The 26,414-nt window shown below is 56.3% G+C and carries 20 protein-coding genes; 9 read left to right on the plus strand and 11 right to left on the minus strand.

What is annotated here, in order from left to right; all coding sequences use genetic code 11:
* Nucleotides 1-67: 67 nt before the first annotated feature.
* The 3 genes from hcr to WN53_RS17635 form a co-directional block, all read right to left on the minus strand.
* On the minus strand, nucleotides 68-1,072 hold the full coding sequence (hcr, locus tag WN53_RS17625) for an NADH oxidoreductase (RefSeq protein WP_046808137.1): 1,005 nt from the start codon (nucleotides 1,070-1,072) through the stop codon (nucleotides 68-70).
* A 55-nt stretch (nucleotides 1,073-1,127) separates the two neighbouring features.
* Entirely contained in the window at nucleotides 1,128-2,777 is a 1,650-nt protein-coding gene (gene hcp, locus WN53_RS17630; protein ID WP_024486520.1) for a hydroxylamine reductase, read from the minus strand.
* Nucleotides 2,778-2,957: 180 nt separating this feature from the next.
* Nucleotides 2,958-3,854 carry a LysO family transporter gene (locus tag WN53_RS17635; RefSeq protein ID WP_024486521.1) on the minus strand — a complete coding sequence of 299 codons (897 nt, stop codon included), beginning with the start codon at nucleotides 3,852-3,854 and terminating at the stop codon, nucleotides 2,958-2,960.
* A 179-nt stretch (nucleotides 3,855-4,033) separates the two neighbouring features.
* Here WN53_RS17635 and WN53_RS17640 point away from each other — a divergent pair, with 179 nt between their 5' ends.
* Complete coding sequence (locus WN53_RS17640; RefSeq protein WP_024486522.1) at nucleotides 4,034-5,689, plus strand: ATP-dependent endonuclease; 1,656 nt, start codon at nucleotides 4,034-4,036, stop codon at nucleotides 5,687-5,689.
* On the opposite strand, the gene WN53_RS17645 is transcribed toward WN53_RS17640, so the two are convergent.
* On the minus strand, nucleotides 5,686-6,627 hold the full coding sequence (locus tag WN53_RS17645) for a VirK/YbjX family protein (protein WP_024486523.1): 942 nt from the start codon (nucleotides 6,625-6,627) through the stop codon (nucleotides 5,686-5,688). The two genes, WN53_RS17640 and WN53_RS17645, sit on opposite strands and share 4 nt — an antisense overlap.
* A 196-nt stretch (nucleotides 6,628-6,823) precedes the next feature.
* On the opposite strand from WN53_RS17645, the gene macA reads away from it, so the two are divergent.
* Both macA and macB read left to right on the plus strand, forming a co-directional pair.
* Entirely contained in the window at nucleotides 6,824-7,939 is a 1,116-nt protein-coding gene (gene macA, locus WN53_RS17650; RefSeq protein WP_024486524.1) for a macrolide transporter subunit MacA, read from the plus strand.
* Complete coding sequence (gene macB / locus WN53_RS17655; RefSeq protein WP_046808138.1) at nucleotides 7,939-9,885, plus strand: macrolide ABC transporter ATP-binding protein/permease MacB; 1,947 nt, start codon at nucleotides 7,939-7,941, stop codon at nucleotides 9,883-9,885. Before macA ends, macB begins: the two co-directional genes overlap by 1 nt.
* Nucleotides 9,886-9,961: 76 nt before the next feature.
* Here macB and cspD read toward each other — a convergent pair whose 3' ends face one another.
* Nucleotides 9,962-10,183 (minus strand): cold shock-like protein CspD, encoded by a 222-nt coding sequence (gene cspD / locus WN53_RS17660; protein WP_021804952.1) that lies wholly within the window; start codon nucleotides 10,181-10,183, stop codon nucleotides 9,962-9,964.
* A gap of 344 nt (nucleotides 10,184-10,527) precedes the next feature.
* Between cspD and clpS the strand changes: the two genes are divergently transcribed.
* Both clpS and clpA read left to right on the plus strand, forming a co-directional pair.
* A complete protein-coding gene (gene clpS, locus WN53_RS17665) occupies nucleotides 10,528-10,848 on the plus strand; it encodes an ATP-dependent Clp protease adapter ClpS (RefSeq protein WP_021804950.1) in 321 nt (106 codons plus the stop codon).
* 26 nt (nucleotides 10,849-10,874) lie between these two features.
* The gene (gene clpA, locus WN53_RS17670; protein ID WP_024486003.1) at nucleotides 10,875-13,154 is read left to right on the plus strand and encodes an ATP-dependent Clp protease ATP-binding subunit ClpA; all 2,280 of its coding nucleotides are present in this window, start codon (nucleotides 10,875-10,877) and stop codon (nucleotides 13,152-13,154) included.
* Between the two features lie 268 nt (nucleotides 13,155-13,422).
* Here the strand turns inward: clpA and infA are convergent, their stop codons facing one another.
* From infA to WN53_RS29050, 6 genes are all read right to left on the minus strand, one after another.
* Complete coding sequence (gene infA / locus WN53_RS17675) at nucleotides 13,423-13,641, minus strand: translation initiation factor IF-1 (protein WP_002211347.1); 219 nt, start codon at nucleotides 13,639-13,641, stop codon at nucleotides 13,423-13,425.
* Between the two features lie 106 nt (nucleotides 13,642-13,747).
* Entirely contained in the window at nucleotides 13,748-14,473 is a 726-nt protein-coding gene (aat, locus tag WN53_RS17680; RefSeq protein WP_024486002.1) for a leucyl/phenylalanyl-tRNA--protein transferase, read from the minus strand.
* 30 nt (nucleotides 14,474-14,503) lie between these two features.
* Nucleotides 14,504-16,240, minus strand: a complete 1,737-nt coding sequence (gene cydC, locus WN53_RS17685; RefSeq protein ID WP_024486001.1) for a heme ABC transporter ATP-binding protein/permease CydC — start codon at nucleotides 16,238-16,240, stop codon at nucleotides 14,504-14,506.
* Between the two features lie 2 nt (nucleotides 16,241-16,242).
* Nucleotides 16,243-18,009 carry a heme ABC transporter permease/ATP-binding protein CydD gene (gene cydD / locus WN53_RS17690; protein WP_024486000.1) on the minus strand — a complete coding sequence of 589 codons (1,767 nt, stop codon included), beginning with the start codon at nucleotides 18,007-18,009 and terminating at the stop codon, nucleotides 16,243-16,245.
* Between the two features lie 345 nt (nucleotides 18,010-18,354).
* Nucleotides 18,355-19,326 carry a thioredoxin-disulfide reductase gene (gene trxB, locus WN53_RS17695; RefSeq protein WP_024485999.1) on the minus strand — a complete coding sequence of 324 codons (972 nt, stop codon included), beginning with the start codon at nucleotides 19,324-19,326 and terminating at the stop codon, nucleotides 18,355-18,357.
* A gap of 351 nt (nucleotides 19,327-19,677) precedes the next feature.
* Nucleotides 19,678-19,800 (minus strand): hypothetical protein, encoded by a 123-nt coding sequence (locus WN53_RS29050; RefSeq protein ID WP_255417737.1) that lies wholly within the window; start codon nucleotides 19,798-19,800, stop codon nucleotides 19,678-19,680.
* 224 nt (nucleotides 19,801-20,024) lie between these two features.
* Here WN53_RS29050 and lrp point away from each other — a divergent pair, with 224 nt between their 5' ends.
* The 4 genes from lrp (at nucleotide 20,025) to WN53_RS17715 (ending at nucleotide 26,340) form a co-directional block, all read left to right on the plus strand.
* A complete protein-coding gene (gene lrp / locus WN53_RS17700; protein ID WP_021804943.1) occupies nucleotides 20,025-20,519 on the plus strand; it encodes a leucine-responsive transcriptional regulator Lrp in 495 nt (164 codons plus the stop codon).
* Nucleotides 20,520-20,639: 120 nt separating this feature from the next.
* Nucleotides 20,640-24,107 (plus strand): DNA translocase FtsK 4TM domain-containing protein, encoded by a 3,468-nt coding sequence (locus tag WN53_RS17705; RefSeq protein ID WP_024485998.1) that lies wholly within the window; start codon nucleotides 20,640-20,642, stop codon nucleotides 24,105-24,107.
* Between the two features lie 270 nt (nucleotides 24,108-24,377).
* On the plus strand, nucleotides 24,378-24,989 hold the full coding sequence (gene lolA, locus WN53_RS17710) for an outer membrane lipoprotein periplasmic chaperone LolA (protein WP_024485997.1): 612 nt from the start codon (nucleotides 24,378-24,380) through the stop codon (nucleotides 24,987-24,989).
* Nucleotides 24,990-24,996: 7 nt separating this feature from the next.
* Entirely contained in the window at nucleotides 24,997-26,340 is a 1,344-nt protein-coding gene (locus WN53_RS17715; RefSeq protein ID WP_024485996.1) for a replication-associated recombination protein A, read from the plus strand.
* The last annotated feature ends 74 nt before the right edge of the window (nucleotides 26,341-26,414 follow it).

Consider the following 26,414-nt stretch of genomic DNA (forward strand, 5'->3'; position numbering starts at 1 on the left):
AGTGTAGAAGGGCATTAGGGGATACGCTTGCCGATATGTGCCCCATCGGGAAGATGGGGCCAAAGCGTCAGGCGAGGGTGACGTCACCCTGTAGCTGGCAGCTACAGGCCAGCACGTAGCCCTGTTCGATTTCCGCCTGGGTTAACGTCATGGTGCTGGTGGTGGTGTATTGGCCATCGATAATACGGGTTTTGCACGAGCCGCAAACGCCAGCACGGCAGGCGGCATTGACCGGTAACTTATGGGCTTCTAAAGCGGCGAGCAAGGTGCTGCCGACGGGCACGTGGAATTCACGCAGCGGCTGACCGATGCGCAATGTTAACTGTTCGCTTTTCCCATCATCCAACTGCGCCGAGGTGTGGAACTGTTCCTGGTGGAAGTTGGCTGTGGGGACGCCGAGCCCCAGGCAAAGCTGTTCAACCTGTTGCATGTAAGGGGCCGGGCCGCAGGTCATCACGGTACGTGAGGCAATATCCGGCGCGGCCTGTTGCAACACTTGCTCATTGATGCGGCCAGACAGGAAGCCGGGTTGCGCATCCTGCTCTGCCATCAAGGTCAATTGCAATTGTGGATGGGCGGCACATAGCCGTTGCCACTGTTCGGCAAAAATCACATCGGCAGGGGTGCGGACGTTAAAGATCACCCGGATATCACATTGCGGCTTGTTCACCACCAGCCAGCGGCACATCGACATGATCGGCGTGACGCCACAGCCGGCAGCCAGCATCAGGTAGCTATCGCTGGGGTGTTGCACGCAGCTGAATTCTCCCTGGGCATCTGATAGCCAAAGTGTTTGGCCAGGTTTGACCTCTTGCGTCAGCCAGCGTGAGCCGAGGCCATCCGCCAGGCAACGTACGCTGATGCTGATAAAAGGACTCAGGCCGGGCGAAGAGGAGAGGGTATAGGCGCGCAGCGTATCTTCACTGTCGCGAATGCTGACCAACGCAAACTGTCCGGGCTGATAAGGATAAAAGTCGTTATTGATCAGGTTCAGCGTCCAGACGTCGGCGGTTTCCTGTTGCAAGGAGTGCACCTGCATCGGGTTAGGGCAAAGTGGGCTGGGTTGGCTCATAGGGCACCTCAAAACAAACGGGGCCGCCGCGATGGGCAGCCCCGAAACAACGGCCTTAGCCGAGAAGGGTTTGCATATCCTGCTCTACGGTGGTGACCGAACGCAGGCCGAATTTTTCATTCAGCACCGCCAACAGATTGTCGGTCAGGAAGGCCGGGGCACTTGGGCCGGTGACGATATTTTTCACCCCTAGCGACAGCAGCGTCAGCAGAATGACGATCGCTTTCTGCTCGAACCACGACAGCACCAGGCTGAGCGGCAGATCGTTGACCGTGCCACCGACTTTCTCGGCGAGTTTGACTGCCAGCATTACGGCGGAATAGGCATCGTTACATTGGCCAACGTCCAGCAGGCGCGGTAGGCCTTCCAGCGTGCCGAAGTCCAGCTTGTTGAAGCGGTATTTACCGCACCCCAGCGTCATGATCAGGCAATCTTGTGGCACGCTGCGGGCAAAATCGGTGAAGTAGCTGCGTTCATCACGGCTGCCGTCGCAACCACCCACCAGAAATACGTGGCGCAGTTTTTTCTGTACTACCAAGTCAACCACGGTATCGGCAGCGCTGAGCAGTACCTGGCGGCCAAAACCGACGGTGATCAGTTGTTCGATTTCGCTATAAGGGAAGCCAGCCAACTGCTGCGCCTGAGCGATCACGGTGCTGAAATCATCCCCTTCCAGATGGTTGACACCAGGCCAGCCAACAATGCTGCGCGTCCAGATGCGATCGCCATAGTTGCCGACGTTCGGATCGATAATGCAGTTGGAGGTCATGACGATCGAGCCCGGGAATTTGGCGAATTCGGTCTGCTGATTTTGCCAACCACTGCCGTAGTTACCCACCAGGTGCGGGAATTTTTTCAGCTCTGGATAGCCATGGGCCGGTAACATTTCGCCGTGGGTATAGACGTTGATGCCGGTACCCGCGGTCTGTTCCAGCAGCAAGCGCAGATCTTTCAGATCGTGGCCGGAGATCAGGATCGCCTTGCCCGCCACCGGGCGCACGTTGACCGTGGTCGGCTGTGGGTCGCCAAAGGCACTGGTTTCGCCGCGATCCAGAATAGCCATCACGCTGAAGTTCATTTTGCCGATGGCCATCGAGTTGTTCAGCAGGGTGTCCAGATCGCTCGGTTGGGTGCCCAGCCAGGCCATGAAGGCGTGGTAATCGGCATAGATCTGGTTGTCGAACTGGCCCAGCACATGGGCATGTTCCATATAGGCGGCGGCCCCTTTCAGGCCGTACAGGCACAGCATCCGCAGACCGTGGATATCGTCGCCTACCTCGGCTTTATCTTTATTGAGAGCAAACTGTGCAGCCTGTTGCAACAGCGCAGGCATATCGTCGCCGGCCAGTTGCAGCTGAGCCAGCGGGTGATCGACCTGCACACTGGCGTCGAGCAGGCGGCAGCGAACCGCCAGCGAGTCACGCAGGGCAATAGTGTCACGTGCATAACCGATAATGCGTTCGGAATCGAAGTTAACGTTAGTCAGCGTAGAGAAGAAGGCGCGTGGGGAGAAACTGTCGACATCATGATCGATAATGCCCAACGCGCGCGCCTGCAAGGCCCAGGCAGAGAGCCCTTGCAACGCCGCTATCAACAGATCCTGCAGGTCGGAGGTTTCTGCCGTTTTGCCGCACATCCCTTGAGCGTAAGAGCAGCCGTTACCTGCCGGTGTCCGGATGGTTTGTTCACATTGCACACAGAACATAATCGCTTCCTTTTTTAAAGTTGCATTTATAATGCTTGTTTTGAAGCATAGATCGATGACGCAACCTTAAAAAGGCTTTTGTGATACAACTTTAACAAAGTTTGATTTAGAACAAGTTGGCGTGCGGATGGGAATTATTACGTTTTGATCAGCAGGCGCGGCGATCCGCGCCCGTGGGTGTCAGGAGAATAGGGCGATTAACACCGGAGCCAACAGGCTCAGCAAGAATCCGTGCACGATGGCGGGAGGCACCATTTCTATCCCGCCGCTGCGTTGCAGAACCGGCAGTGTGAAATCCATCGAAGTGGCACCACATAAACCCAATGCAGAGGAGCGGCTACGGCGCACCAGCGTAGGGAGCAGCATTATTGCCACCAGCTCACGAGCGAGATCGTTGAAGAAGGCGGCGCTGCCCATCACTGGGCCATAGGCGTCGGTGATCAGGATGCCGGAAAGGGAGTACCAGCCAAAACCCGAAGCCATCGCCAAACCGGCTTTCAGCGGCAGCCCCAGCAGCAATGCTGCCACTGCACCGCCCGCCAGCGAACTGAGCGCCACCACCACGGCGACCATCATGCCACGGCGATTGAGGGCAATCTGGCGCAGCGTCATCCCACTGTTGCGTAGCTGTGCGCCTACCAGAAGCAGCAGAAACAGTAGGGCGTATTCACTGCCTTGACCGGCATATTGCAGCCAGTGCCACTGGGTGAGACCCAAGGCAAAGCCACCCACTACCACCCCACAAAGCTTCAGGGATTCCAATGCCATATGCAGGCGTGAGGGCAACGTTTCTTGCTTGTGGGTACTGTGCCAGGGGCGGCGGCGTTCAAACAGCGATAACCACAGAAGATTGGCGCAGAAAATACACAGAAAAAACACCAGGGTGTACTGAAAGATCAGCATCAGGTTGCTGCTGAGGTTTTCCAGGAATGCCAGGCTGATCCCCATAATGAACAGGATCACATACACCATCCAGCTCAGCAGGCGGTTAATGGCCCGGATCAGGGTGACGCTACGCAAGGGGACAAGATAACCGACGATCAGCGGTATCAGTATAATCAGCAGTCCTGAATACATGTGAAACTAGCGTCCTTTAAGTTGGGATAATGCGGCAAACCTAACACGCTAACCAAAATGGGCTAAGGAGTAAAGTGGCGTATTTACGTGGTTTGCAGCACGCTGTGGCAATGTCTGCTTGACCTGTAATGGCTTTATTGCTCATCCTCAAGGTATCAGGCGAATAAAGGAGTCAGCAGATGTACCTGGAGCGTATTGAGATTGTAGGATTCCGCGGTATCAACCGGCTTTCACTGACGTTGGATGATAATACCGTGCTACTCGGGGAAAATGCCTGGGGCAAGTCCAGCCTGCTGGACGCCATGACCTTTTTGCTGGCCCCCGAACAGACGCTGTACCGCTTTGAAGCCAAAGATTTCTACTTCCCACCTGGCGACGAGGCGGCCAAAGATCGTCATTTGCAGATTATCTTTACCTTTTGTGAAAAGGATACCGGCCATGCGCATCTGCCGCGCTATCGCCATCTTTCACCTCTGTGGTCGAAGGGGGAAGATAACCTGAGCCGCATTCACTACTGCTGCGTGGGGGAATTAGACGATGATGGCACGGTATGCACCTGGCGGCGTTTTCTTGATGCCGATGGCAACGCCTTGCACCTGCACCATATCGATCAACTGGTACACGCCCTGATCCGTATTCATCCGGTGCTGCGGCTGCGTGATGCGCGCTTTATCCGCCGCCTGCGGCCCAGCTCACTCAGCGATCGCCTTCCTGCCGATAACGAAGCCCTGGCACAGCAGTTGGATCAACTGACGCGTGAACTGGTGCGCAACCCGCAAAAGCTGACCAATGCCGAACTACGGCAGGGGCTGGCGGCGATGCAGCAGTTGCTGGAACACTATTTTGCCGAGCAAGGTTCGCAGATTGCCGGGCCTCGCCATCGTCGCCAACCGGAACAACAGGCGTGGCGATCGTTGGACAGCATCAACCGCATGATTGCCGAACCTAACAGCCGCAGCATGCGACTGATCCTGCTGGGGATGTTCTCTACGTTGCTGCAGGCCAAGGGCAACGTAAAACTCGATCCCCATGCCCGGCCATTATTGCTGGTTGAAGACCCGGAAACGCGCCTGCATCCCATCATGCTGTCGGTAGCCTGGGGGTTGCTCAACCAGATGCCGTTGCAGCGCATTACCACCACCAACTCCAGCGAGCTGGTGTCGCTGGTGCCGGTGGAGCATATTTGCCGTCTGGTGCGCGAATCTGCCCGGGTTGCCACCTATCGCCTTGGGCCAAAGGGGCTAAGTGCGGAGGATGGGCGGCGCATTGCGTTCCACATCCGCTTTAACCGGCCGGCCTCGCTGTTTGCCCGCTGCTGGCTGCTGGTGGAAGGGGAAACCGAAGTCTGGTTGCTCAACGAGCTTGCGCGCCAGTGTGGCTATCGTTTCGAGTCCGAAGGCGTAAGGGTGATCGAGTTTGCCCAATGCGGGCTGAAACCCTTGCTGAAGTTTGCCCGGCGCATGGGCATTGAATGGCACGCCCTGGTAGATGGTGACGAAGCCGGGAAGAAATATGCCAATGCCGTGCGCAGCATGCTGGATAATCACGAAGATAACGAGCGCGATCGTTTGACCGCGCTACCTGCGCCGGATATGGAGCATTTCATGTATCGGGAGGGATTCAGCTCGGTCTATCACCGGGTGGCTTCGGTACCGCTAAAGGTACAGATGCCGGTGCGTAAGGTGATCATCAAAGCGGTGCATCACACTTCAAAACCCGATCTGGCGATTGAGGTGGCCATGCAGGCCGGGGTGTGGGGCACCGACTCGGTGCCCCCGTTGTTGAAGAAAATGTTCTCCCGCGTGATGTGGCTGGCGCGGGGCCGGGCGGATTAAGAAAAGTGTTTGCTAATCCCCTGTTGGAGCTCATCCAGTAACTGGTAACGGCGACGATATTCCGCGCGTTTTTTGCTGGCGATGGTTTCCATCGGCTTGCGGCCAATGCGCTCGGGTAACAGGAAATAGCCGTTATCGAGTTGCTTGCCGCCCATGGAAAGCCAGAACTGATCGTAATCAGCATGCAGCTGACTTTTCTTTTTGTGGTGGTAACGCCAGTTTTGGTAAATATGGGTGGTGTTGCCTACCGCGATCAACTGCCGGATACCCAACTGTTGTGCCAGGTGGCAAATGCCTTCCAACACCAGGCGTTTTGGAAACAGGCCGTGGCAGGCTTTAGTCGTATTCTGGATTTCAGCGTGCGGCACCGTGGAATTGGCGCCTTGCATACCGCCGATAAATAACGTGGGTTGTTGCTGGTAATTCATCAAGGTGAAGGTCATTTCAGCCAGCATGACCCCTTGGCTATTGCGCAACAGCAGGGTCGTTTCCCCCTCTTTATTCAAGTGGTCCAGAGAGGCCAGTTGCAGGCAGATGTGCTCACCATTTTTGTCCTGTGCGCGGCTTAAGGTAAAGGGATGGCTGCTCAGTTGGCCGAGGTGCATCTTCAGCGGCATGCGTTGGGCGAGCAGATCGTAGTGATCGCGCAGGGCAAACAGACGGTCGATGCGGCTCATGTTGTTCGCCAGATAGGGGCGATGCAGCTTGCAGGGCAGATTGGGCTGTGCGTTTAAAATCTCATCCAGCAGCGGGTTGGCGGCCAGCGTATTGAGCAGGCTGCTAGTCGTGGGCCAGCAGAGCAGCGAACGGCCAAGAAACTTAAGGCGGAATGACGTTTTTTTCCAGGCATTGCTGGGCACTTTCTCGCCGTTGATCAGTGCCGTCATCAGTTGGCTGGCCGGTTTGGCCGATATGAGTGGATAGCTTAGCTGAGACATGATGAAATCCTGGTTTGTGTCTAAAAGACTATTTCATCAAGGTTTCACTAAACAGGAGTTCAATACGGCAGGGCAAAATTGCCTTGCTCGAAATACGTTGAGCCTGGGTTTAATTATCGGAAACGCAACATGCTAATTTACTTGGGTTGCCATGGTTGGCAGCCTGAGAACGACAGGAAACAGGTAGGAACAAACATTGACGTGGTTATTCAAAAGTAAGAAACGCGGGTTGCTGGTGTGTGCCGTTCTGGTGGTGCTTGCCGTTGTGGCTTATTGGCACTTTAGCCATCCGGCCCCGGTGGAGTTTAAGACCGTCAAGGTTGCTAAACGCGATCTGGAGCAAAGCGTATTGGCAACCGGCCAACTGGATGCGGTGCGTAAGGTTGATGTGGGGGCTCAGGTCAGCGGACAGTTGGAGAGCCTGAAGGTCGAGATTGGCGATAAGGTACAAAAAGGCCAACTGCTCGGCATTATCGATCCCGAACAGGCACAAAACAGCATTCGCGAAGGCGAAGCCACCCTGCAGCAACTGCAAGCCCAGCTGCAACAGGCTTTGGCAGAGCAACAACTGGCGGCGGTGACCTTGCAGCGTAACCGCGAACTGGCCAAGGTGCAGGCGGTGTCGCGCCAGGATTTGGATAAATTCACCACTGAGCTGGCGGTAAAAAAAGCGCAGGTTGAAACCACCAGAGCGCAGATCGCCAAAAATCAGGCCAGCCTGGATACCGCCAAGATCAATCTTGCCTATACCCGTATCGAAGCGCCGATGGACGGTGATGTGGTTCAGATCACCACCTTACAGGGCCAGACGGTGATCGCCGCGCAGCAAGCGCCCAACATTCTGACGTTGGCAGACATGAGTAGCATGATGGTGAAGGCCCAGGTTTCCGAGGCGGACGTGATCCACCTCAAGCCGGGGTTGAAAGCCTGGTTTACCGTGCTGGGCGATCCGAGCAAACGTTTTGACGGCGAGCTGAAAGACATTCAGCCCACGCCAGAGAAGGTCAACAACGCCATTTTCTATTACGCGCGTTTCGAAGTGCCAAACCCACAGGGCTTGCTGCGTCTGCAAATGACCGCACAGGTGCATATTCAGCTGGCTGGCGTCAGCGATGCGCTGGTGATCCCGCTGGCGGCATTGGGGGATCAGATCGCCGATAACCGTTACCACATTTCGGTGCTGAAACAGGGCAAGGAAGAGAAGCGGGAAGTCACGATCGGCATTCGCAACAATGTGGATGTGCAGATTGTCAGCGGGTTGCAGGCCGGTGAAGAAGTGATTGTCAGCCGCGGCGGCGCGGAGGCCAGCTGATGACGGCACTGTTAGAACTGAGTGATATCCGGCGCAGCTACCTCTCCGGCGATCAGACCATAGACGTGCTGAAAAACGTCAGTCTGCGCATTGATGCTGGTGAGATGGTGGCGATTATGGGGGCTTCTGGCTCCGGTAAATCGACGCTGATGAACATTCTCGGCTGCCTGGACAAGCCCAGCGCCGGGACTTACCGCGTAGCCGGGCAGGATGTGGCAACGCTTGATGGCGATGCGCTGGCCCAGCTGCGGCGCGAGCATTTTGGCTTTATCTTCCAGCGTTATCATCTGCTACCCCATCTGAGTGCGGCGCATAACGTGGAGGTGCCTGCAGTTTATGCCGGGCTAAGCAAGGCAGCACGGCGCGAAAGGGCGGCGGCCTTGTTGCAACGTCTGGGGTTGGGGGAACGTATTACCTACCGGCCAAGCCAGCTTTCGGGCGGGCAGCAGCAGCGTGTCAGTATTGCGCGGGCTTTGATGAACGGTGGTCAGGTGATCCTGGCGGATGAACCGACCGGTGCGCTCGACAGCCATTCCGGTGAAGAGGTAATGACGATCCTCAAGCAACTGCGCGAGCAGGGGCACACCGTGATTATCGTCACGCACGATCCGGCGGTAGCACAGCAGGCGGAGCGGATTATCGAGATCCGCGACGGTGAAATCATCGCCGACTCTCGGCCACAGGCGCAGGGTAACCCGCAGGCCAAAATGCTGGATATGGCCACGCCAGCGCCTTCCTGGCAGCAGGTAGCTGGTCGTTTCCGTGAAGCGTTGGTCATGGCTTGGCGGGCTATGGCAGCCAACAAGATGCGCACGGCGTTAACCATGTTGGGGATCATCATCGGCATTGCCTCAGTGGTCTCGATTCTGGTGATCGGCGACGCGGCCAAACAGATGATCCTGGCAGACATCAAATCCATCGGCACCAACACCGTGGACATCTATCCCGGTAAAGACTTTGGAGACGATGATCCCAGCTTCCGCCAGGCGTTGAAGTATGGCGATCTAAGCGCGTTGCGTGAGCAGCCTTATGTCAGTGCGCTTTCGCCGAATATCAGCAGCAGCATGCGGCTACGGTTTGGCAATATTGATGTTGCCGCCAACGTCGCGGGCGTCAGTGAACAATATTTTCGAGTTTACGGCATGACGCTTTCCCAGGGGGTCGGTATCGATACCCTCCAGGTGCAATCCCAGGCGCAGGTGGTGGTGATCGACGCCAATACTCAGCGGCGGCTGTTCCCGCATAAAAAAAACGTGGTGGGTGAGGTGATCCTGATCGGCAATATGCCAGCCACGGTAGTGGGTGTGGCGCAGGAAAAGCAGTCGATGTTCGGCAGCAGCAAGGCGCTGAGCGTATGGGTGCCCTATAGCACGATGGCCAATCGCCTGATGGGCAACGACTATTTTGACTCGATCACCGTGCGTATCCGTGAGGGTTATAACAGCCAGGAAGCGGAACAGCAGTTGACGCGGTTGCTGACGCTGCGCCACGGCAAGAAAGACTTCTTCACCTACAACATGGACAGCCTGGTGCAAACCGCGGAGAAAACCACCCGCACGTTGCAACTGTTCCTGACCCTGGTGGCGGTGATTTCGCTGGTGGTTGGCGGGATTGGGGTGATGAATATCATGCTGGTCTCGGTAACGGAAAGGACGCGTGAAATCGGCATTCGCATGGCGGTGGGCGCGCGCTCTGGCGATGTCCTGCAACAGTTCCTGATCGAGGCGGTGCTGGTCTGCCTGGTGGGGGGCGCGTTGGGGATAGCGCTGTCGTTCGCGATTGGCCTGCTGGTGCAGTTAGCGATGCCGGGCTGGCAGATCAGCTTCCCGCCGGTGGCCTTGCTGAGTGCGTTCTTGTGTTCCACCGGTATTGGCGTGGTGTTCGGCTATCTGCCGGCACGTAGCGCTGCGCGGTTGAATCCGATTGATGCGTTGGCACGTGAGTAACAGCAAAAATAAAATGCCAGTCGTACGGCGGCTGGCATTTTGAGTTGGCAGTGCAGAAGTGGCTGAAGGGGAGCGTTTAGGCCATTGCCTCGCTTTCCAGCGGCATAATCAGGCTCGCGTGGTTCCCTTTCGGCCCTTGATGTACGTCAAACCTGACCTGTTGGCCCGCTTTCAACGTTCGGTAGCCATCCATTTTAATTGTTGAATAATGCGCGAAGATATCTTCACCGCCGCCTTCCGGGCAGATAAAGCCGAACCCTTTGGCGTTATTGAACCATTTAACAGTACCCGTCTCCATGCTGCTACATCCCTCGCAATGCTATTTTTAAAATGAGATGAATAACTGATCCAGGTGAGTACCAACTGGTCAAAAGACCAACAACTCACAAAATTACACTCTAGAGCAAATGATCAACACGTCAAGGGATCGGCCAATGACCGCGTCGGGCAGTTCACCAAAGTTTGAAGTAGTTAACGCTATTGACATGGTTTGGTAACAAATTGTGGCTGCGATAAGGGCGATTAATCGCGTTGTGCTGCGGCACGTTAACCGCGAAGATGGTAAAATAGTCTTGATACTCCCGTTTGAATAACCCGAACATGGCCCCATATACTGAGGCATGGCAGAGAAGATGAGCAGCAATGGGCAATAGCAACGATTGGCTAAATATTGAACACTTGGCCGAAGAAAAACAAATCGATGCGGTAAAACCGCCGTCAATGTATAAAGTTATACTTAACAACGACGATTACACACCGATGGAATTTGTGATTGACGTTCTGCAAAAGTTCTTTTCTTATGATATTGAACGTGCAACGCAACTGATGCTCACGGTCCACTATCAAGGCAAGGCGATCTGCGGTGTTTTCACCGCCGAGGTCGCAGAAACCAAGGTGGTCCATGTGAACCGTTACGCAAGGGAGAATGAGCATCCGTTGCTCTGTACGCTGGAAAAAGCCTGAAAAGGCAATCTATTGGGGAGGTGCCTATGCTCAATCAAGAATTGGAACTCAGTCTCAACATGGCTTTCGCCAGAGCGCGCGAGCACAGACATGAGTTTATGACCGTGGAGCACCTGTTGCTGGCGTTACTCAGCAACCCTGCCGCGCGCGAAGCGCTCGAGGCTTGTACGGTGGATCTGGCTGCGTTACGCCAGGAGCTGGAAGCCTTTATCGAACAAACCACACCAACGCTGCCCACCAGCGAAGAGGAGCGCGACACCCAGCCGACGCTCAGCTTCCAGCGTGTACTGCAGCGTGCGGTATTCCACGTGCAGTCCTCCGGCCGGAGCGAAGTGAGCGGTGCCAACGTGTTGGTGGCGATCTTCAGCGAACAGGAGTCCCAGGCGGCATACCTGCTGCGTAAACACGACGTCAGCCGTCTGGACGTGGTGAACTTCATTTCACATGGTACACGTAAAGATGAGCCGGGCCAGGCACCTAATGCGGAAAACCCGGTAAACGAAGAGCAGCCTGGAGGGGAAGACCGTATGGAAAACTTCACCACCAACCTCAACCAACTGGCCCGCGTCGGCGGTATCGATCCGCTGATTGGCCGTGACCGTGAACTGGAGCGCGCTATTCAGGTGCTGTGCCGCCGCCGTAAAAACAACCCGCTGTTGGTGGGGGAATCAGGCGTAGGTAAAACCGCCATTGCCGAAGGGCTGGCGTGGCGGATCGTGCAGGGCGACGTGCCAGAGGTGATGGCAGACTGCACGCTCTACTCGCTGGATATCGGCTCATTACTGGCGGGCACCAAATACCGTGGCGACTTCGAAAAGCGCTTCAAGGCGCTGCTCAAACAGCTGGAGCAGGATAAGAACAGCATCCTGTTTATCGACGAAATTCACACCATCATCGGTGCCGGTGCGGCTTCCGGTGGGCAAGTGGATGCCGCCAACCTGATCAAACCGCTGCTGTCGAGCGGTAAAATCCGGGTGATTGGTTCCACCACCTATCAGGAGTTCAGCAATATTTTCGAAAAAGACCGTGCGCTGGCGCGTCGCTTCCAGAAAATAGACATTACCGAGCCGACGCCGGAAGAGACCATTCAGATCATCAACGGTCTGAAAACCAAGTACGAAGCGCACCATGACGTGCGTTACACCGCTAAAGCGGTACGTGCTGCGGTAGAGCTGTCGGTGAAATACATCAACGACCGTCATCTGCCGGACAAGGCGATCGACGTGATCGATGAGGCTGGTGCGCGTAGCCGGTTGCTGCCGGTGAACAAGCGTAAGAAAACGGTCAACGTGGCGGATATCGAATCCGTGGTCGCACGCATTGCGCGTATCCCGGAAAAAACTGTCTCCGCCAGCGATCGCGACGTGTTGAGAAGCCTGAGCGACCGCCTGAAAATGCTGGTGTTTGGACAGGATCCTGCCATCGAGGCGCTGACCGAAGCGATCAAGATGAGCCGTGCCGGTCTGGGCCAGGATCGCAAGCCTGTGGGTTCCTTCCTGTTCGCTGGGCCGACCGGGGTTGGGAAAACCGAGGTTACCGTGCAGCTGGCGAAAGCGCTGGATATCGAACTGCTGCGGTTTGATATGTCCGAATATATGGAACGTCATACCGTCAGCCGTCTGATTGGCGCGCCTCCGGGCTACGTCGGTTACGATCAGGGCGGCCTGCTGACCGATGCGGTGATCAAACATCCGCACGCGGTGGTACTGCTGGATGAAATCGAGAAAGCGCACCCGGACGTGTTCAACCTGCTGTTGCAGGTGATGGACAACGGGACGCTGACCGATAACAACGGCCGTAAAGCAGATTTCCGTAACGTGATCCTGGTGATGACCACCAACGCCGGGGTACGCGAAACGGAGCGTAAATCGATTGGTCTGATCGAACAGGACAACAGCATCGATGCGATGGACGAGATCAAGAAGGTGTTTACGCCAGAATTCCGTAACCGTCTGGACAACGTCATCTGGTTCAACCATCTGTCCCCTGCGGTGATCCAGCAGGTGGTCGACAAGTTTATCGTCGAACTGCAGGCACAGCTGGATGCCAAGGGCGTGTCGATGGAAGTGAGCGACGAAGCGCGTGACTGGCTGTCGGTGAAAGGCTATGACCGTGCGATGGGCGCTCGTCCAATGGCGCGTGTGATGCAGGAAAGCCTGAAAAAACCGCTGGCCAACGAACTGCTGTTTGGTTCTCTGGTTGACGGCGGCTCGGTGAAAGTCGAGCTGGACGCAGACAAGAAAACGCTGACTTACCACTTCCTCAGCGCCCAGAAGCGTAAAGCGGATGAAGGTGCTGTGCACTAAGCGGTAGACCGGTAATAAAAAAGCGATGCCTTGGCATCGCTTTTTTTATACGTAAACGTCACTAACTACGGAACTAAACTGCGTAGGGGCGCTGCATGCTGCGCCCGTCGGGACGAAAATATTCGCCTCCAACAAAATGAGTGAGCCCTCTCAGTTTACCTGCGCCAACACAACTCGGTGGAGAACGTTGCTGCGGGGGTAAACGGAAAGGGCTCTTTTGAGGGATCACATCCTCGGTGTCGCCAGTGGCTGGCGACGGGTGAGCCGATTAACGGCTACGGAAGACAATGCGGCCTTTGCTCAGGTCGTACGGGGTCAGCTCTACAGTGACTTTGTCACCCGTCAGGATGCGGATATAGTTTTTGCGCATTTTACCGGAGATATGAGCGGTAACCACGTGCCCGTTTTCCAATTCAACACGGAACATGGTGTTCGGCAGCGTATCAAGAACGGTGCCCTGCATTTCAATATTGTCTTCTTTGGCCATCGAATCCTCTAGGTCTAACTACCTTAGTTTTTAACCGGCAAGATAATGCCGAAAAACCCACATTATGTAAAGGAGTGTCGGTGAACAATGCACCGATTCCACAAAATTAGTCAGTTTGGGAGGGCAGTTCAACCAGCTGTGGGGGTATGACTTGCGCTGTCCAGCATTCCGGCGCTAACACTCTGCGCTGAAGGTTGCTCAACTGCTGCAAAAATTGGCGGCGGGGAATTTCTCTCGCTCCAAGCCGGGCAGTGTGAGCGTTAAGCACCTGACAGTCAACCAATTCTCCTCCATAACCGGCAAAATGGCGGCAAAACGCCCATAAAGCACACTTTGATGCGTTGGTAGTGCGGCTAAACATTGATTCACCGCAGAACAGCGCTCCCTGGGCGACACCGTACAGGCCGCCGACCAGTTCTTCCCCCTGCCACACCTCAATGGAATGGGCGTGCCCGAGGTGATGCAATTGTAAATAGGCTTGCTGTACCTCTTCGCCGATCCAGGTGCCTTCATCGGGCCGGTATGAGCATGCGGCGATCACGGCGGCAAAGTCATGATTGAGAGTAATACGGAAAGGCGGGTTGCGCAGCAATCGCTTGAGGCTGCGGCTGACATGGAATTGCGCTGGGAACAGCACCGCCCGTGGGTCCGGTGACCACCAGAGTATGGCTTCCCCAGGCGAATACCAGGGGAAGATACCGCGTTCATAGGCTGCCAGCAGCCGCGCAGGCGTTAAATCGCCACCGATGGCCAGCAGTCCGTTAGGATCGTGCAGGGCGGTCTCTGGTGAAGGAAACGCTACAGACTGCGATGACAGCTTAACAATGCGCATAAAACCTCTTAGCGTCGCCCACAGGCGGTTTTACAGCGATACATTACTGATACGTTGGCGGAATTGGGCGTAACGGCCAGGCTGGCGCATCAGCGCTGCGTGGCTGCCTTGTTCCACGATACTGCCGCCGTCCATCACGCAGATGCGATCGAAATGCTCCAGCCCATAGAGTCTGTGAGTCACCAGAATTAACGTCTTGCCGCGGCAATGCTGGCGCAGCAGGGCCAGGATCTGTTGCTCCGTCTCGGCATCCAGCCCCTCGGTCGGCTCATCCAGCAGTAATAGCGGGGCTTGATGCAGCAGGGCGCGGGCAATGCCCAGACGACGTTGCTCACCACCGGAAAGCTGGCGGCCACCTTCACCCAGCCAGGCATTCAGCCCCTCATTTTCCAGCAGCTTATCCAGACCAACTTGTTGCAGTGCGAGGTTCAAGTCCTCATCGCTGGCCGCAGGTGCGGCGATACGCAGGTTTTCACGCAGGGTACTGCTGAAGATATGCACCCGTTGGCTCACGACCGTAGTCATGGCGCGCAGCGTAGCTTCATCATAGCTGGCCAGTGGTTGGCCGTTGAGCAGGATTTGGCCGCTGTCAGCATTCCAGGCGCGGGTCAGCAATTGCAATAGGGTCGATTTACCACAGCCGGTACGGCCCAACAGCGCGATGTGCTCACCAGCGGCGATGTTCAACGTCACGTTGTTCAACACCGGCAGCGGCTGGTCGGGATAGGTGAAGGACACCTCGCTCAGTTGCAGCTCTGCACCCGGCTGTGAGGCTGGACCGCTGGCAGGGAAGGTGACTTCCGGTTGTTGATCGATGATCTGCTTGACCCGGGTCGCCGAAGCGATCACCTGGCCCAGATGTTGGAACGCGGCGGCGACGGGCATCATGGCTTCAAAAGAGGCCAGAGCGGCAAAGGCAAACAGGGCAATCAGGGCCCCAGGTTGGGTATCGCCACCGATCCCCGCGGCGGCTAGCCACATTAATAGCGTGACGGTGAGGCCACTTGCCAGGATCATCAGTGCCTGGGCAATCCCCCCTAGCGAAGCCTGTTGCCACTGACGGCTCTGCCAGCGCTGTTCGGTTGCGTTGAGCTTATGCCGGAAACCGTCCAGCGCGCCAAACACCACCAGTTCGGCCTGACCCTGGAGCCAGGCGGTCAGGTCGGTGCGGTACTGGCTGCGTAACAGGGTCAACTCTTCCCCGATGGGCTTACCTGCGCGATAGAAGACCGGCGGAACGGCCAGCAACAGCAATAACAGAATTCCGCCCAACGTCAGGGCTAGTGGAACATCCAGCCAACTGAGGCCGAAGGTGACCACCACAATCACCACCGCAGCGCTGACCATCGGCGAAATAACGCGTAGGTAGAGGTGATCGAGCGTATCGACGTCGGCAACCAGGCGGTTGAGCAGCTCAGCCTGACGGAAGCGGGCAATACCACCCGGTGACAGCGGCAGGATCTTGCGGAAGGTAAATACCCGCAGATGGGACAACACCCGGAAAGTGGCGTCATGGCTGACGACCCGTTCTGCATAACGCCCGGCGGTACGGAAGATTGCCGCACCCCGTACGCCAGCGGCCGGTAGCATGTAGTTGAAGGTATACAACCCCGCCAGCCCGGCCAGCGAAGAGGCAGCCAGGAACCAGCCGGACAGCGCCAGCAGGCCGATACTGGCCAGCAGGGTGACGATAGCCAGCACGATACCCAGTAAAATCAGAAACGTGTGGCGACGATACAACGCCAGGAATGGCAGCAAAACGCGCATGATTATAGCTCCCCGATGCGGTGTGCAATCAGTTTGGCAAACAGACCGGGCTGGGTGCTGAGCGTGGCGTAGTTGCCCTGCTGCACGATTTTGCCGCTGTCCATCACCCAAATCTGGTCATAATCTTCGGTATCTTCCAACTGGTGCGTGACCAACAGCGTGGTCTGCTGATGGGAGGCGGCATTCAGCGCCTGCATCACCAAACGCTCGCTGTGGGCGTCCAGGCTGGCCGCAGGTTCATCCAGTAACAGCAAACGGCGGGGGCTGAGCAGCGCCCGCGCCACGGCCACACGCTGAGCTTGCCCAACGGAAAGGCGGGCAGCGCCATCACCCAGATCGGTTGCCAACCCTTTTGGTAAATGCGGCAGGAATTCACTGACGTAAGCCTGTTCAACCGCCTGTTGCAATTGGGCCTCGCTGGCCTGCGGATAGCCGAGCAGAATATTGTCCCGCAGAGTTTGAGCTGGCAGATGGGGGTTTTGCCCCACCCAGCCCAGTTGCTGGCGCCAGTTAACCGCAGCCAGCTCGCGCAGTTCGATACCGTTGATCAGCAACGAGCCCCGGTAGGGCAGGAAGCCCAGAAGCAGGTTCAACAACGAGCTTTTCCCGGCACCGCTAAGCCCGACCAAGGCAATACGCTGATTGGCTGGCAGGGTAAAATCAAGCGGCCCTGCAAGCACTACGCCATTGGGTGAGAGGATTTCCAACTGTTGTGCCTGCAGGGTCAGTGGTTCTTCGCTATTTAGCGTTTGAGAGCCATTACCAACCTGCTCGCCCTCGGCGGCCAGGAAAGTTTCCAGCGCTTCAGCAGCGCCCACGGCCTGGGCTTTGGCATGGTAAAAGGCGCCCAGATCGCGCAGCGGTTGGAAAAACTCCGGTGCCAGGATCAGCACCAGAAAACCGGCAAACAGCGTTACGCCCATGCCATAGCTGCCAAAGTTCAGTTCACCGAGGTAGGAGAAGCCAAAATAGACCGCCACCACGGCGATGGAAATCGAGGCGAAGAACTCCAGCACGGCGGAGGAGAGGAAGGCCAGACGCAGCACTTCCATGGTGCGCTGGCGGAAATCTTCTGAGGATTTGGCAATGTGGTCGGTTTCAGCCTGGCCGCGATTAAACAGACGCAGGGTATCCAGGCCGCGCAGGCGATCGAGGAAATTGCCACTGAGCCTTGCCAGCGCGACAAAGTTACGGCGGTTGGCATCGGCTGCCCCCATACCGACCAGCGCCATAAATAGTGGGATTAGCGGGGCGGTAGCCAGCAGGATAAACCCGGCCGCCCAGTTGATCGGGAAGACGGTGATCAGGATCAGCACCGGAATAAACACGGCCAGATACATCTGTGGCAGATAGCGGGAATAGTAATCCTGCATATCCTCAATCTGCTCAACGATGATACTGGCCCAGCTGCCGGCAGGCTTGCCCTGGATCCAGGCGGGGCCAAGCTGTTGCAGCTTAGCCAGCACCTGCGCACGCATACGCTGGCGAATAACCTGCCCGCAGATGAAGCCGACCCGTTCGCGCAGCCAGCTCAAGAAGGCGCGCAAGGCAAAGGTGGCGGCCAACCAGATAAACGACGAAACCAGTTCGCCACGGGGCTGATGCTCAATAATCAGCGCATGGAGCAATGAGGCCAACAGCCAGGCCTGGGCGACGATCAAAATGCCGCTTGCCAGACCTAACAGCATGGATAAACGCAGCCAACGCTGCGCCAACGTACTCTGTGTTTTGAGCCAACGGGTTAACTGGTGCTGTCTGGTTTTTTTCATCAGGTGTCTGCGTCGCCGATGCCTGTTGTAGCAGGCTTGGTTAACGTACTGTTAAAAAAGTGTTTGTCTCAGCGGGAAATAAGACAAGTGAACGCTAATGTTACCTCGTCACTCGGTAGACGTGAAATAAATCTGAGGTTGATGGCAAAGTGGCAACGATGCTGAATTTCCAGGGAGGCTCCTAGCTAACCGATTGATTATCTAAATAGGCGCAGCATGCAGTGCCCCTACCTACTGAGCCAGCAGCTTAATCATTCGGGCAGCAGTCACGCTTTCAGCGTGGGCGTGGTTGGAAATAAATAAGGCGGCCAATCGGCCGCCTCGGTAACGTTTATCGCTGAAGGGTTATTTGCATTCGGCCTGCGCGATACCGTCGAGATAGCGTTCGGCGTCCAGTGCGGCCATACAGCCCGTTCCGGCTGAGGTGATCGCCTGGCGGTAAATGTGATCCATGACGTCACCTGCGGCAAATACGCCCGGAATGGAGGTCTGGGTCGCGTTACCGTGAATACCGGACTGCACCTTGATATAGCCGTTTTCCAGCTCAAGCTGCCCGCCAAAGATTGCGGTGTTCGGGCTGTGACCGATCGCGATAAATACGCCAGCAAGCTCTAACTCTTTGGTCTGCTCAGCATCTTTGGTGCTGCGCAGGCGCATTCCGGTGACGCCCATCTGATCGCCCAACACTTCGTCCAGCGTGCTGTCCGTATGCAGGATGATGTTGCCGTTTTTCACTTTTTCCATCAGGCGATTGATCAGGATCTTTTCACTGCGGAAAGTGTCGCGGCGGTGCACCAGGTGAACTTCAGAGGCGATGTTTGACAGATACAGCGCTTCTTCCACGGCGGTGTTACCACCACCGACCACGGCGACCTTCTGGTTGCGATAGAAGAAACCATCGCAGGTAGCACAGGCGGAGACCCCTTTGCCCTTGAAAGCTTCTTCTGATGGCAGGCCTAAATAACGGGCCGATGCGCCAGTCGCGATAATCAAGGCATCGCAGGTATATTCACCGCTATCACCCAACAGGCGGAAAGGGCGGTTCTGCAGATCGACACTGTTGATATGGTCAAACACGATCTCGGTGTCGAACTTTTCTGCGTGCTCACGCATCCGCTCCATCAGCGCCGGGCCGGTCAAGCCTTCGGCATCGCCTGGCCAGTTCTCGACTTCGGTGGTGGTGGTCAACTGACCGCCTTGCTCCATACCGGTGATCAATACCGGGTTCAGGTTCGCGCGCGCTGCATAAACCGCTGCGGTGTAGCCAGCCGGGCCAGAGCCCAGGATCAATAATTTGCTATGTTTAGCCGTGCCCATGAATAACCTCGTTTCCCACAATGGCGGACAATGGAACCGATTGTAGGGAAAATGCGGCAGTAAAAAAAGCGCCAGGGGATGTTGTTACCGATTTGTTTGATAACCAGCGCCTATTAGCCGGGTTTTTATCCCCCGGCAGGGCGGGGGAGTGAACGCGATAATTTTGTACAGCAATAGGCTAAAAACGCGATTATTGCCGGGTTTATGAGGGTAACTGCCCGGTTTTGAATGGGGGAAATTCCTAACAAAAAATCAGGTGCTCAGTTTTGCTTGCGGTACGTTCTACTGATTTTACTTCTTTTACTTTGACAATCCGCTGCGCATTTGCGAAAACATCATAGGAAGAAGAAATTAACCCCGTGCCAGCAGCAAATCGTAGGCATTTTCGCCACCCAGGCAAAACATTGCCGGGTCGCGATGGGTGAGGGAGGGTTTGCCCTGGCGGGAGTTGATGGATTTCTGAACGTAAATCATTTGAATTCGTTGTCCAGAGGTGACAGACAGGCTGGGCAACGGCGGAAGATGGTAGTGACGAATAGTGACGAAGCACAAGGGCGGTTGGTATTACGTATCCTGTCCCCTCAGGGGGATGAACCGCTTAACACTGGCATCGGGTCTTCGCTTGGAACAAATCCTTGCACATTGACGTTGGCTAGGGTGTGGCAAGTGCAGGGAAGAACATAAGAGAGACAATAATAATGGTAGATACTAAAAAACGCCCGGGGAAAGATCTCGACCGTATCGATCGCAACATCCTCAATGAGTTGCAGAAGGATGGGCGCATTTCGAACGTCGAACTTTCAAAGCGCGTGGGGTTATCCCCAACCCCTTGTTTGGAGCGTGTGCGCCGTCTTGAGCGTCAAGGCTTTATTCATGGGTATACCGCATTGCTTAACCCGCATTATCTGGATGCTTCCCTGCTGGTCTTCGTGGAAATCACGTTGAACCGCGGCGCGCCGGATGTGTTTGAGCAATTCAACTCTGCGGTGCAAAAACTTGAAGAAATTCAGGAGTGTCATCTGGTTTCCGGTGATTTCGACTATCTGTTGAAAACCCGTGTGCCAGATATGTCAGCTTACCGTAAGCTGTTAGGCGAAACTCTGTTGCGTTTACCGGGGGTTAATGACACCCGTACTTACGTCGTGATGGAAGAAGTCAAACAGAGTAACCGTCTGGTTATCAAAACACGGTAAGGTGCAGGTGCAAAACCTGATTAAATTCGTTACACTCCTGTTTATTCATACAGTTTTGGCGCCGGGGAAATTTCTCGGCGCCGTTACTCTATCCGTCAACAGGAACCTGGAGTGCCTTTCTTGAGCCAGGAATACACAGAAGATAAAGAAGTTACCCTGAAAAAACTCAGCAGTGGGCGGCGTTTGCTCGAGGCTGTGTTGATCGTGGTGGCAATTTTTGCCGTTTACCTTATGGCTGCGTTGGTCAGTTTCAATCCTTCCGATCCTAGTTGGTCGCAAACTGCCTGGCATGAGCCTATCCACAATCTGGGCGGCGGAGTAGGTGCATGGTTGGCCGACACGTTGTTCTTCACCTTTGGGGTCCTTGCCTATGCGATCCCACCGATTATGCTGGTGTTGTGCCTGTCGGGTTACCGTCGGCGCGATAACGGCGATTACGTCGATTTCTTTGGGCTCTCGTTACGTTTGATCGGCACATTGGCGCTGGTGCTTACCTCGTGTGGCCTGGCGGCGTTGAACGTTGACGATCTCTATTACTTCGCTTCAGGCGGGGTGATTGGCAGCCTGCTAAGCAATGCCATGTTGCCGTGGTTTAACGGCATTGGCGCCACTTTGGCGCTGCTCGGCATTTGGGCGGTGGGGCTGACCCTGTTCACCGGTTGGTCATGGCTGGTGATTGCGGAAAAGATTGGTGGTGTCGTGCTGGGTGCCGCTACCTTTATGACTAACCGTTCACGCCGTGAAGACCGCTATCACGACGATGACGATGTCGTGTTCGACGATCGCGAAGAAAGCGGCCAACCTGTGGCACCTGCTGCTACGGCAGTAGATGAGGACGACGCGTTGTTCTCTGCCTCTTCCGTGACCGAAACCGCCGAAGAAGAAGCGCAAGATGCCGCAGATCCTTTATTGAGTGGCTTGCGTGCCAGCGATGATGACCTCCCGCTTGCCGAGCCAGCGCCGGTCGTTACCGATATCCCGGTAATGCCGAAAGCGGCTGTTCAAGCTCCGGTCACCGTGGCTCCGACGGCGCCTGCTTCCATCAGTCAGCATCCATTAACTCCTGCGCAACCACAAGACACGCCGCCGCTGTATTCGTTTGAACTGCCAGAAGAGACCCCGGCACCGAGAACGACGCGCGTAACGGAGCCTTATCGTGAGGAACATGAGCCGCGCCTGGGTGACTGGCAGACCCCCGTTACGCCAAAACCAGAGCCGTCACCGTTTGATTTCTCTGCGGCCCAGCGGGATAGCGACGATGTCATTGGCTCAACGGGTTTCAGCGCCAGAGAGGTCGTGAAACCAGCGGCAACTGCCGCAGCCGCAGTGACCGCTGGCGTGGTAAACAACACCTTCATGCCAGCGTTCACTGCCACCAGCGATGCAAGCTCGCAGATCAAGCAGGGCATCGGCCCGGAACTGCCACGGCCAAATCCGGTGCGTATTCCAACCCGGCGTGAGCTGGCCTCCTACGGCATCAAGCTGCCTTCGCAGCGGATCGCGGAGCAGGAGCAGCGCAACCGTGGGGATGAACCGCAGCCAGAACTGGTCAGCAATCCGCAGGAAGAAGATGAAGTCCTGCAAGAAGCTGCATTGCGTCAGGCCTTTGCCGAACAGCAAAGCCAGCGCTATGGCGAAGAGTATTCGCAAGAACAACAAGATGACGAAGATGCGCAGCGTGAGGCCGAACTCGGTCAGGCATTTGCCGCGCAACAACAGGCACGCTATGGCGTAGAAGCACCGCAGCCTGAACCAGAACCGGCTCCTGTGACTCGTCCGGTGGATACTCGCCAGGCCTACAGTTTCTCACCGATGGCAGATCTGGTGGATGACGGCCCAACCGAGCCGCTGTTTACTCTGTCGCCACAGCTTGAGGATAGCATCGAGCAGGAAAGCGAGTTGGAAGACGATGTGCCGTTCGGGCAGTTTGAGCCTGAGGTGCCCGCTTATCAGGCACCGCGTCCGCAAACCAACCCTGCGCCTGGTTACCAGCCGCAACAGACTTATCAGCCACCCGTTCAGCAGCAACCGCCAGCACCAGCGATGGACAGCCTGATCCATCCATTCCTGATGCGCAATGATATGCCGCTGCAGAAACCGACTACGCCACTGCCAACGCTGGATCTGTTGACCGAGGCCCCGAAAGAGGTCGAACCGGTCGATACCTTTGCGCTGGAACAGAAAGCGCGGCTGGTGGAAGCCAGCCTGGCAGATTACCGCGTCAAGGCCGACGTGGTCGATATTCTGCCTGGCCCGGTCATTACCCGCTTCGAACTGGATTTGGCTCCTGGCGTCAAGGCCGCGCGTATCTCCAACCTGTCGCGCGATCTGGCCCGTTCATTGTCAACTTCCGCCGTACGTGTGGTGGAGGTGATCCCGGGTAAGCCTTACGTCGGCCTGGAATTACCGAACGTCAAACGGCAAACCGTGTATCTGCGCGAAGTGCTGGATTGCCCAGCCTTCCGCGACAATCCATCGCCTCTGGCGATCGTATTGGGTAAAGATATTGCGGGTCAGCCAGTGGTCGCCGATCTGGCTAAAATGCCGCATCTGCTGGTGGCCGGTACTACCGGTTCCGGTAAGTCGGTTGGGGTCAACGCCATGATCCTCAGCATCCTGTATAAGGCCACGCCGAAAGAAGTGCGCTTTATCATGATCGACCCGAAAATGCTGGAGCTGTCGGTTTATGAAGGCATACCACACCTGTTGACAGACGTGGTTACCGACATGAAAGACGCCGCCAATGCCTTGCGTTGGTGTGTGGCCGAGATGGAGCGCCGCTATAAGCTGATGTCTGCCCTGGGGGTTCGTAACCTGGCAGGCTACAACGAGCGGGTCGATCAGGCCGAGGCGATGGGGCGGCCAATCCCGGATCCGTTCTGGAAGCCAAGCGACAGCATGGATATCACGCCGCCGGTGTTGGAAAAAGAGCCGTACATCGTGGTGATGGTGGATGAATTTGCCGATCTGATCATGACGGTGGGCAAAAAGGTTGAAGAGTTGATCGCTCGCCTGGCACAGAAAGCTCGTGCTGCGGGGATCCACCTGGTGCTGGCAACCCAGCGTCCTTCGGTGGACGTGATCACCGGTTTGATCAAGGCCAACATCCCGACGCGTATCGCCTTTACCGTATCGAGCAAGATCGACTCCCGCACCATTCTCGATCAGGGCGGAGCGGAATCCTTGCTGGGGATGGGGGACATGCTGTATCTGGCTCCGAACTCCTCAATACCGGTGCGTGTGCACGGGGCGTTTGTCCGCGATCAGGAAGTTCATGCCGTGGTCAAAGACTGGAAAGCGCGTGAGCGGCCGCAGTATAAAGAGGGCATTCTCAGCGCCGGTGAAGACGGTGAGGGTGGCGCAGGCGGTGGTCTGGACGGTGACGAAGAGCTGGATCCGCTGTTCGATCAGGCGGTTGAGTTCGTGGTGGATAAACGCCGCGCCTCGATTTCCGGTGTACAGCGTCAGTTCCGTATCGGCTACAACCGCGCCGCGCGTATCATCGAACAGATGGAAGCGCAGGGCATTGTCAGCGAGCAGGGGCATAACGGTAACCGTGAGGTGTTGGCCCCACCGCGGCATGACTGATTGCCATGCGGACAATTCTTAACCGGACTTATAACGTAGGGGCGCTGCATGCTGCGCCCGGCTAGATAATCAGCTTGCAAACTCAGCAACATTATCACGTTGTTATCAATCTGAAGGGCCGCTTTGCGGCCCTTGTGCAAAGAAGCGTAAACCCCTGCTTTATCGGAATACTGCTCTGGCTGTCTGTCGAGCGCTTCGGGTAGAGTGGAGGTGTTCAGGGTTATATTGACCCAGTTTGCGGTAAACGCATTTCATAAGGTATCTGGAATAATGAAAAAACTGTTGATTGCCTGTTGTCTGCTTTCGGGATTCGCGTCTACTTCCGTGTTGGCGGATGCTGCGCAAGATTTGCAAAGTCGTCTGGCGAAAGTAAACAGTTTCCATGCCAGCTTCTCCCAATCGGTCACCAGTAGTGACGGCGCTGCAGTGCAGCAAGGGGAAGGCGAATTATGGGTAAAACGCCCTAATCTGTTTAACTGGCACATGACCTCTCCGGATGAGAGCGTGCTGGTTTCGGACGGCGAGACCCTGTGGTTCTACAACCCGTTCGTCGAGCAGGTGACGGCCACCTGGCTGAAGAACGCCACAGGCAATACGCCGTTTATGCTGATCACCCGTAACGATGCTAACGACTGGAAAAAGTACAACGTGAAGCAGAAGGGCGATGATTTTGAACTGACGCCAAAGGCCAGCAGCGGTAATCTGAAGCAGTTTGCCATCACCGTGACCAATAGCGGCACCATCAAGAGCTTTGCCGCGGTTGAGCAAGATGGCCAACGCAGCGCTTATCAGCTGAAGAGCCAGCAGAGCAGCAGCGTTGATGCTGCCAAATTCAAATTTACCCCACCGAAGGGGGTGACGCTGGACGACCAGCGCCAGTGAGGTCTACGTGAGCAACATGTCACTCGATTTTTCCCACAATGAGTTCCAGCCACTGGCCGCGCGTATGCGGCCAACCACGCTGGCGCAATACATTGGCCAGCAGCATTTGCTGGCCCCGGGCAAGCCGTTGCCACGCGCCATCGAGGCGGGGCAGTTGCACTCGATGATCCTGTGGGGGCCGCCGGGAACCGGGAAAACGACGCTGGCAGAGTTGATTGGTCGCTACGGTCGGGCCGATGTTGAGCGTATCTCAGCGGTAACCTCCGGCATCAAGGAGATCCGCGAAGCCATTGAGCGCGCCCGGCAAAACCGGGATGCAGGCCGCCGCACCATCCTGTTTGTTGACGAGGTCCACCGCTTCAATAAAAGCCAGCAGGATGCTTTCCTGCCACATATCGAAGACGGCACCATTACCTTTATCGGCGCCACCACGGAAAACCCCTCCTTTGAGCTGAACTCGGCGTTGCTGTCCCGCGCGCGGGTGTATCTACTCAAAGCGCTAACGGCGGACGACATCGGCCAGGTGCTGGATCAGGCGATGGAAGACAAGGCGCGTGGTTTTGGCGATCAAAACATTGAGCTGCCGCCGGAAACCAAGCGCATGCTGTCGGAACTGGTGGGTGGCGATGCCCGGCGCGCCTTGAACAGCCTGGAGATGATGGCCGATATGGCGGAAATCGACGGCAAAGGCATGCGGGTATTAACCCCGGAGTTGCTCAAAGAGGTTTCTGGTGAACGCAGTGCGCGCTTCGATAACAAAGGCGATCGCTATTACGATCTGATTTCAGCACTGCATAAATCCGTGCGTGGTTCGGCACCGGATGCCGCCTTGTACTGGTATGCGCGTATTATTACCGCCGGTGGCGATCCGCTGTATGTGGCGCGCCGCCTGCTGGCCATTGCCTCTGAAGACGTTGGCAACGCCGATCCACGCGGAATGCAGGTGGCCATTGCCGCCTGGGATTGCTTCACCCGCGTTGGCCCTGCGGAAGGGGAACGCGCTATCGCACAGGCGATCGTTTATCTGGCCTGTGCCCCCAAAAGCAACGCCGTATATACCGCTTTTAAAGCCGCCATGCGTGATGCCAAAGAGATGGCAGACTATGACGTGCCGGGGCATCTGCGTAACGCACCGACCAAGCTGATGAAAGAAATGGGGCTGGGCGCAGAATACCGCTATGCCCATGACGAACCCAACGCCTACGCGGCCGGAGAGAGCTATTTCCCGGCGGAAATGGCCACCACGCGCTACTATCATCCAACCTCGCGCGGGCTGGAAGGTAAAATCGGTGAAAAGTTGGCATGGCTGGCTGAGCAGGATCAAAATAGCCAGACAAAACGCTACCGCTAGCGTTGCCGTTGCGGTAAGGTTAGCGGGTATCACACTTCTTTTATGCGGCTATACCATTGCGGCATAAAACATAA

Origin of the sequence: Serratia fonticola, assembly GCF_001006005.1 — a bacterium.
In the GTDB taxonomy this organism is placed as follows: domain Bacteria; phylum Pseudomonadota; class Gammaproteobacteria; order Enterobacterales; family Enterobacteriaceae; genus Chania; species Chania fonticola.

Excerpts from the sequence above, each read along its gene's own strand:
- hcr (WP_046808137.1), bottom strand. The coding sequence starts at position 1,072 with ATGAGCCAACCCAGCCCACTTTGCCCTAACCCGATGCAGGTGCACTCC.
- hcp (WP_024486520.1), bottom strand. The coding sequence starts at position 2,777 with ATGTTCTGTGTGCAATGTGAACAAACCATCCGGACACCGGCAGGTAAC.
- WN53_RS17635 (WP_024486521.1), bottom strand. The coding sequence starts at position 3,854 with ATGTATTCAGGACTGCTGATTATACTGATACCGCTGATCGTCGGTTAT.
- WN53_RS17640 (WP_024486522.1), top strand. The coding sequence starts at position 4,034 with ATGTACCTGGAGCGTATTGAGATTGTAGGATTCCGCGGTATCAACCGG.
- WN53_RS17645 (WP_024486523.1), bottom strand. The coding sequence starts at position 6,627 with ATGTCTCAGCTAAGCTATCCACTCATATCGGCCAAACCGGCCAGCCAA.
- macB (WP_046808138.1), top strand. The coding sequence starts at position 7,939 with ATGACGGCACTGTTAGAACTGAGTGATATCCGGCGCAGCTACCTCTCC.
- cspD (WP_021804952.1), bottom strand. The coding sequence starts at position 10,183 with ATGGAGACGGGTACTGTTAAATGGTTCAATAACGCCAAAGGGTTCGGC.
- clpS (WP_021804950.1), top strand. The coding sequence starts at position 10,528 with ATGGGCAATAGCAACGATTGGCTAAATATTGAACACTTGGCCGAAGAA.
- clpA (WP_024486003.1), top strand. The coding sequence starts at position 10,875 with ATGCTCAATCAAGAATTGGAACTCAGTCTCAACATGGCTTTCGCCAGA.
- infA (WP_002211347.1), bottom strand. The coding sequence starts at position 13,641 with ATGGCCAAAGAAGACAATATTGAAATGCAGGGCACCGTTCTTGATACG.
- aat (WP_024486002.1), bottom strand. The coding sequence starts at position 14,473 with ATGCGCATTGTTAAGCTGTCATCGCAGTCTGTAGCGTTTCCTTCACCA.
- cydC (WP_024486001.1), bottom strand. The coding sequence starts at position 16,240 with ATGCGCGTTTTGCTGCCATTCCTGGCGTTGTATCGTCGCCACACGTTT.
- cydD (WP_024486000.1), bottom strand. The coding sequence starts at position 18,009 with ATGAAAAAAACCAGACAGCACCAGTTAACCCGTTGGCTCAAAACACAG.
- trxB (WP_024485999.1), bottom strand. The coding sequence starts at position 19,326 with ATGGGCACGGCTAAACATAGCAAATTATTGATCCTGGGCTCTGGCCCG.
- WN53_RS29050 (WP_255417737.1), bottom strand. The coding sequence starts at position 19,800 with ATGATTTACGTTCAGAAATCCATCAACTCCCGCCAGGGCAAACCCTCC.
- lrp (WP_021804943.1), top strand. The coding sequence starts at position 20,025 with ATGGTAGATACTAAAAAACGCCCGGGGAAAGATCTCGACCGTATCGAT.
- lolA (WP_024485997.1), top strand. The coding sequence starts at position 24,378 with ATGAAAAAACTGTTGATTGCCTGTTGTCTGCTTTCGGGATTCGCGTCT.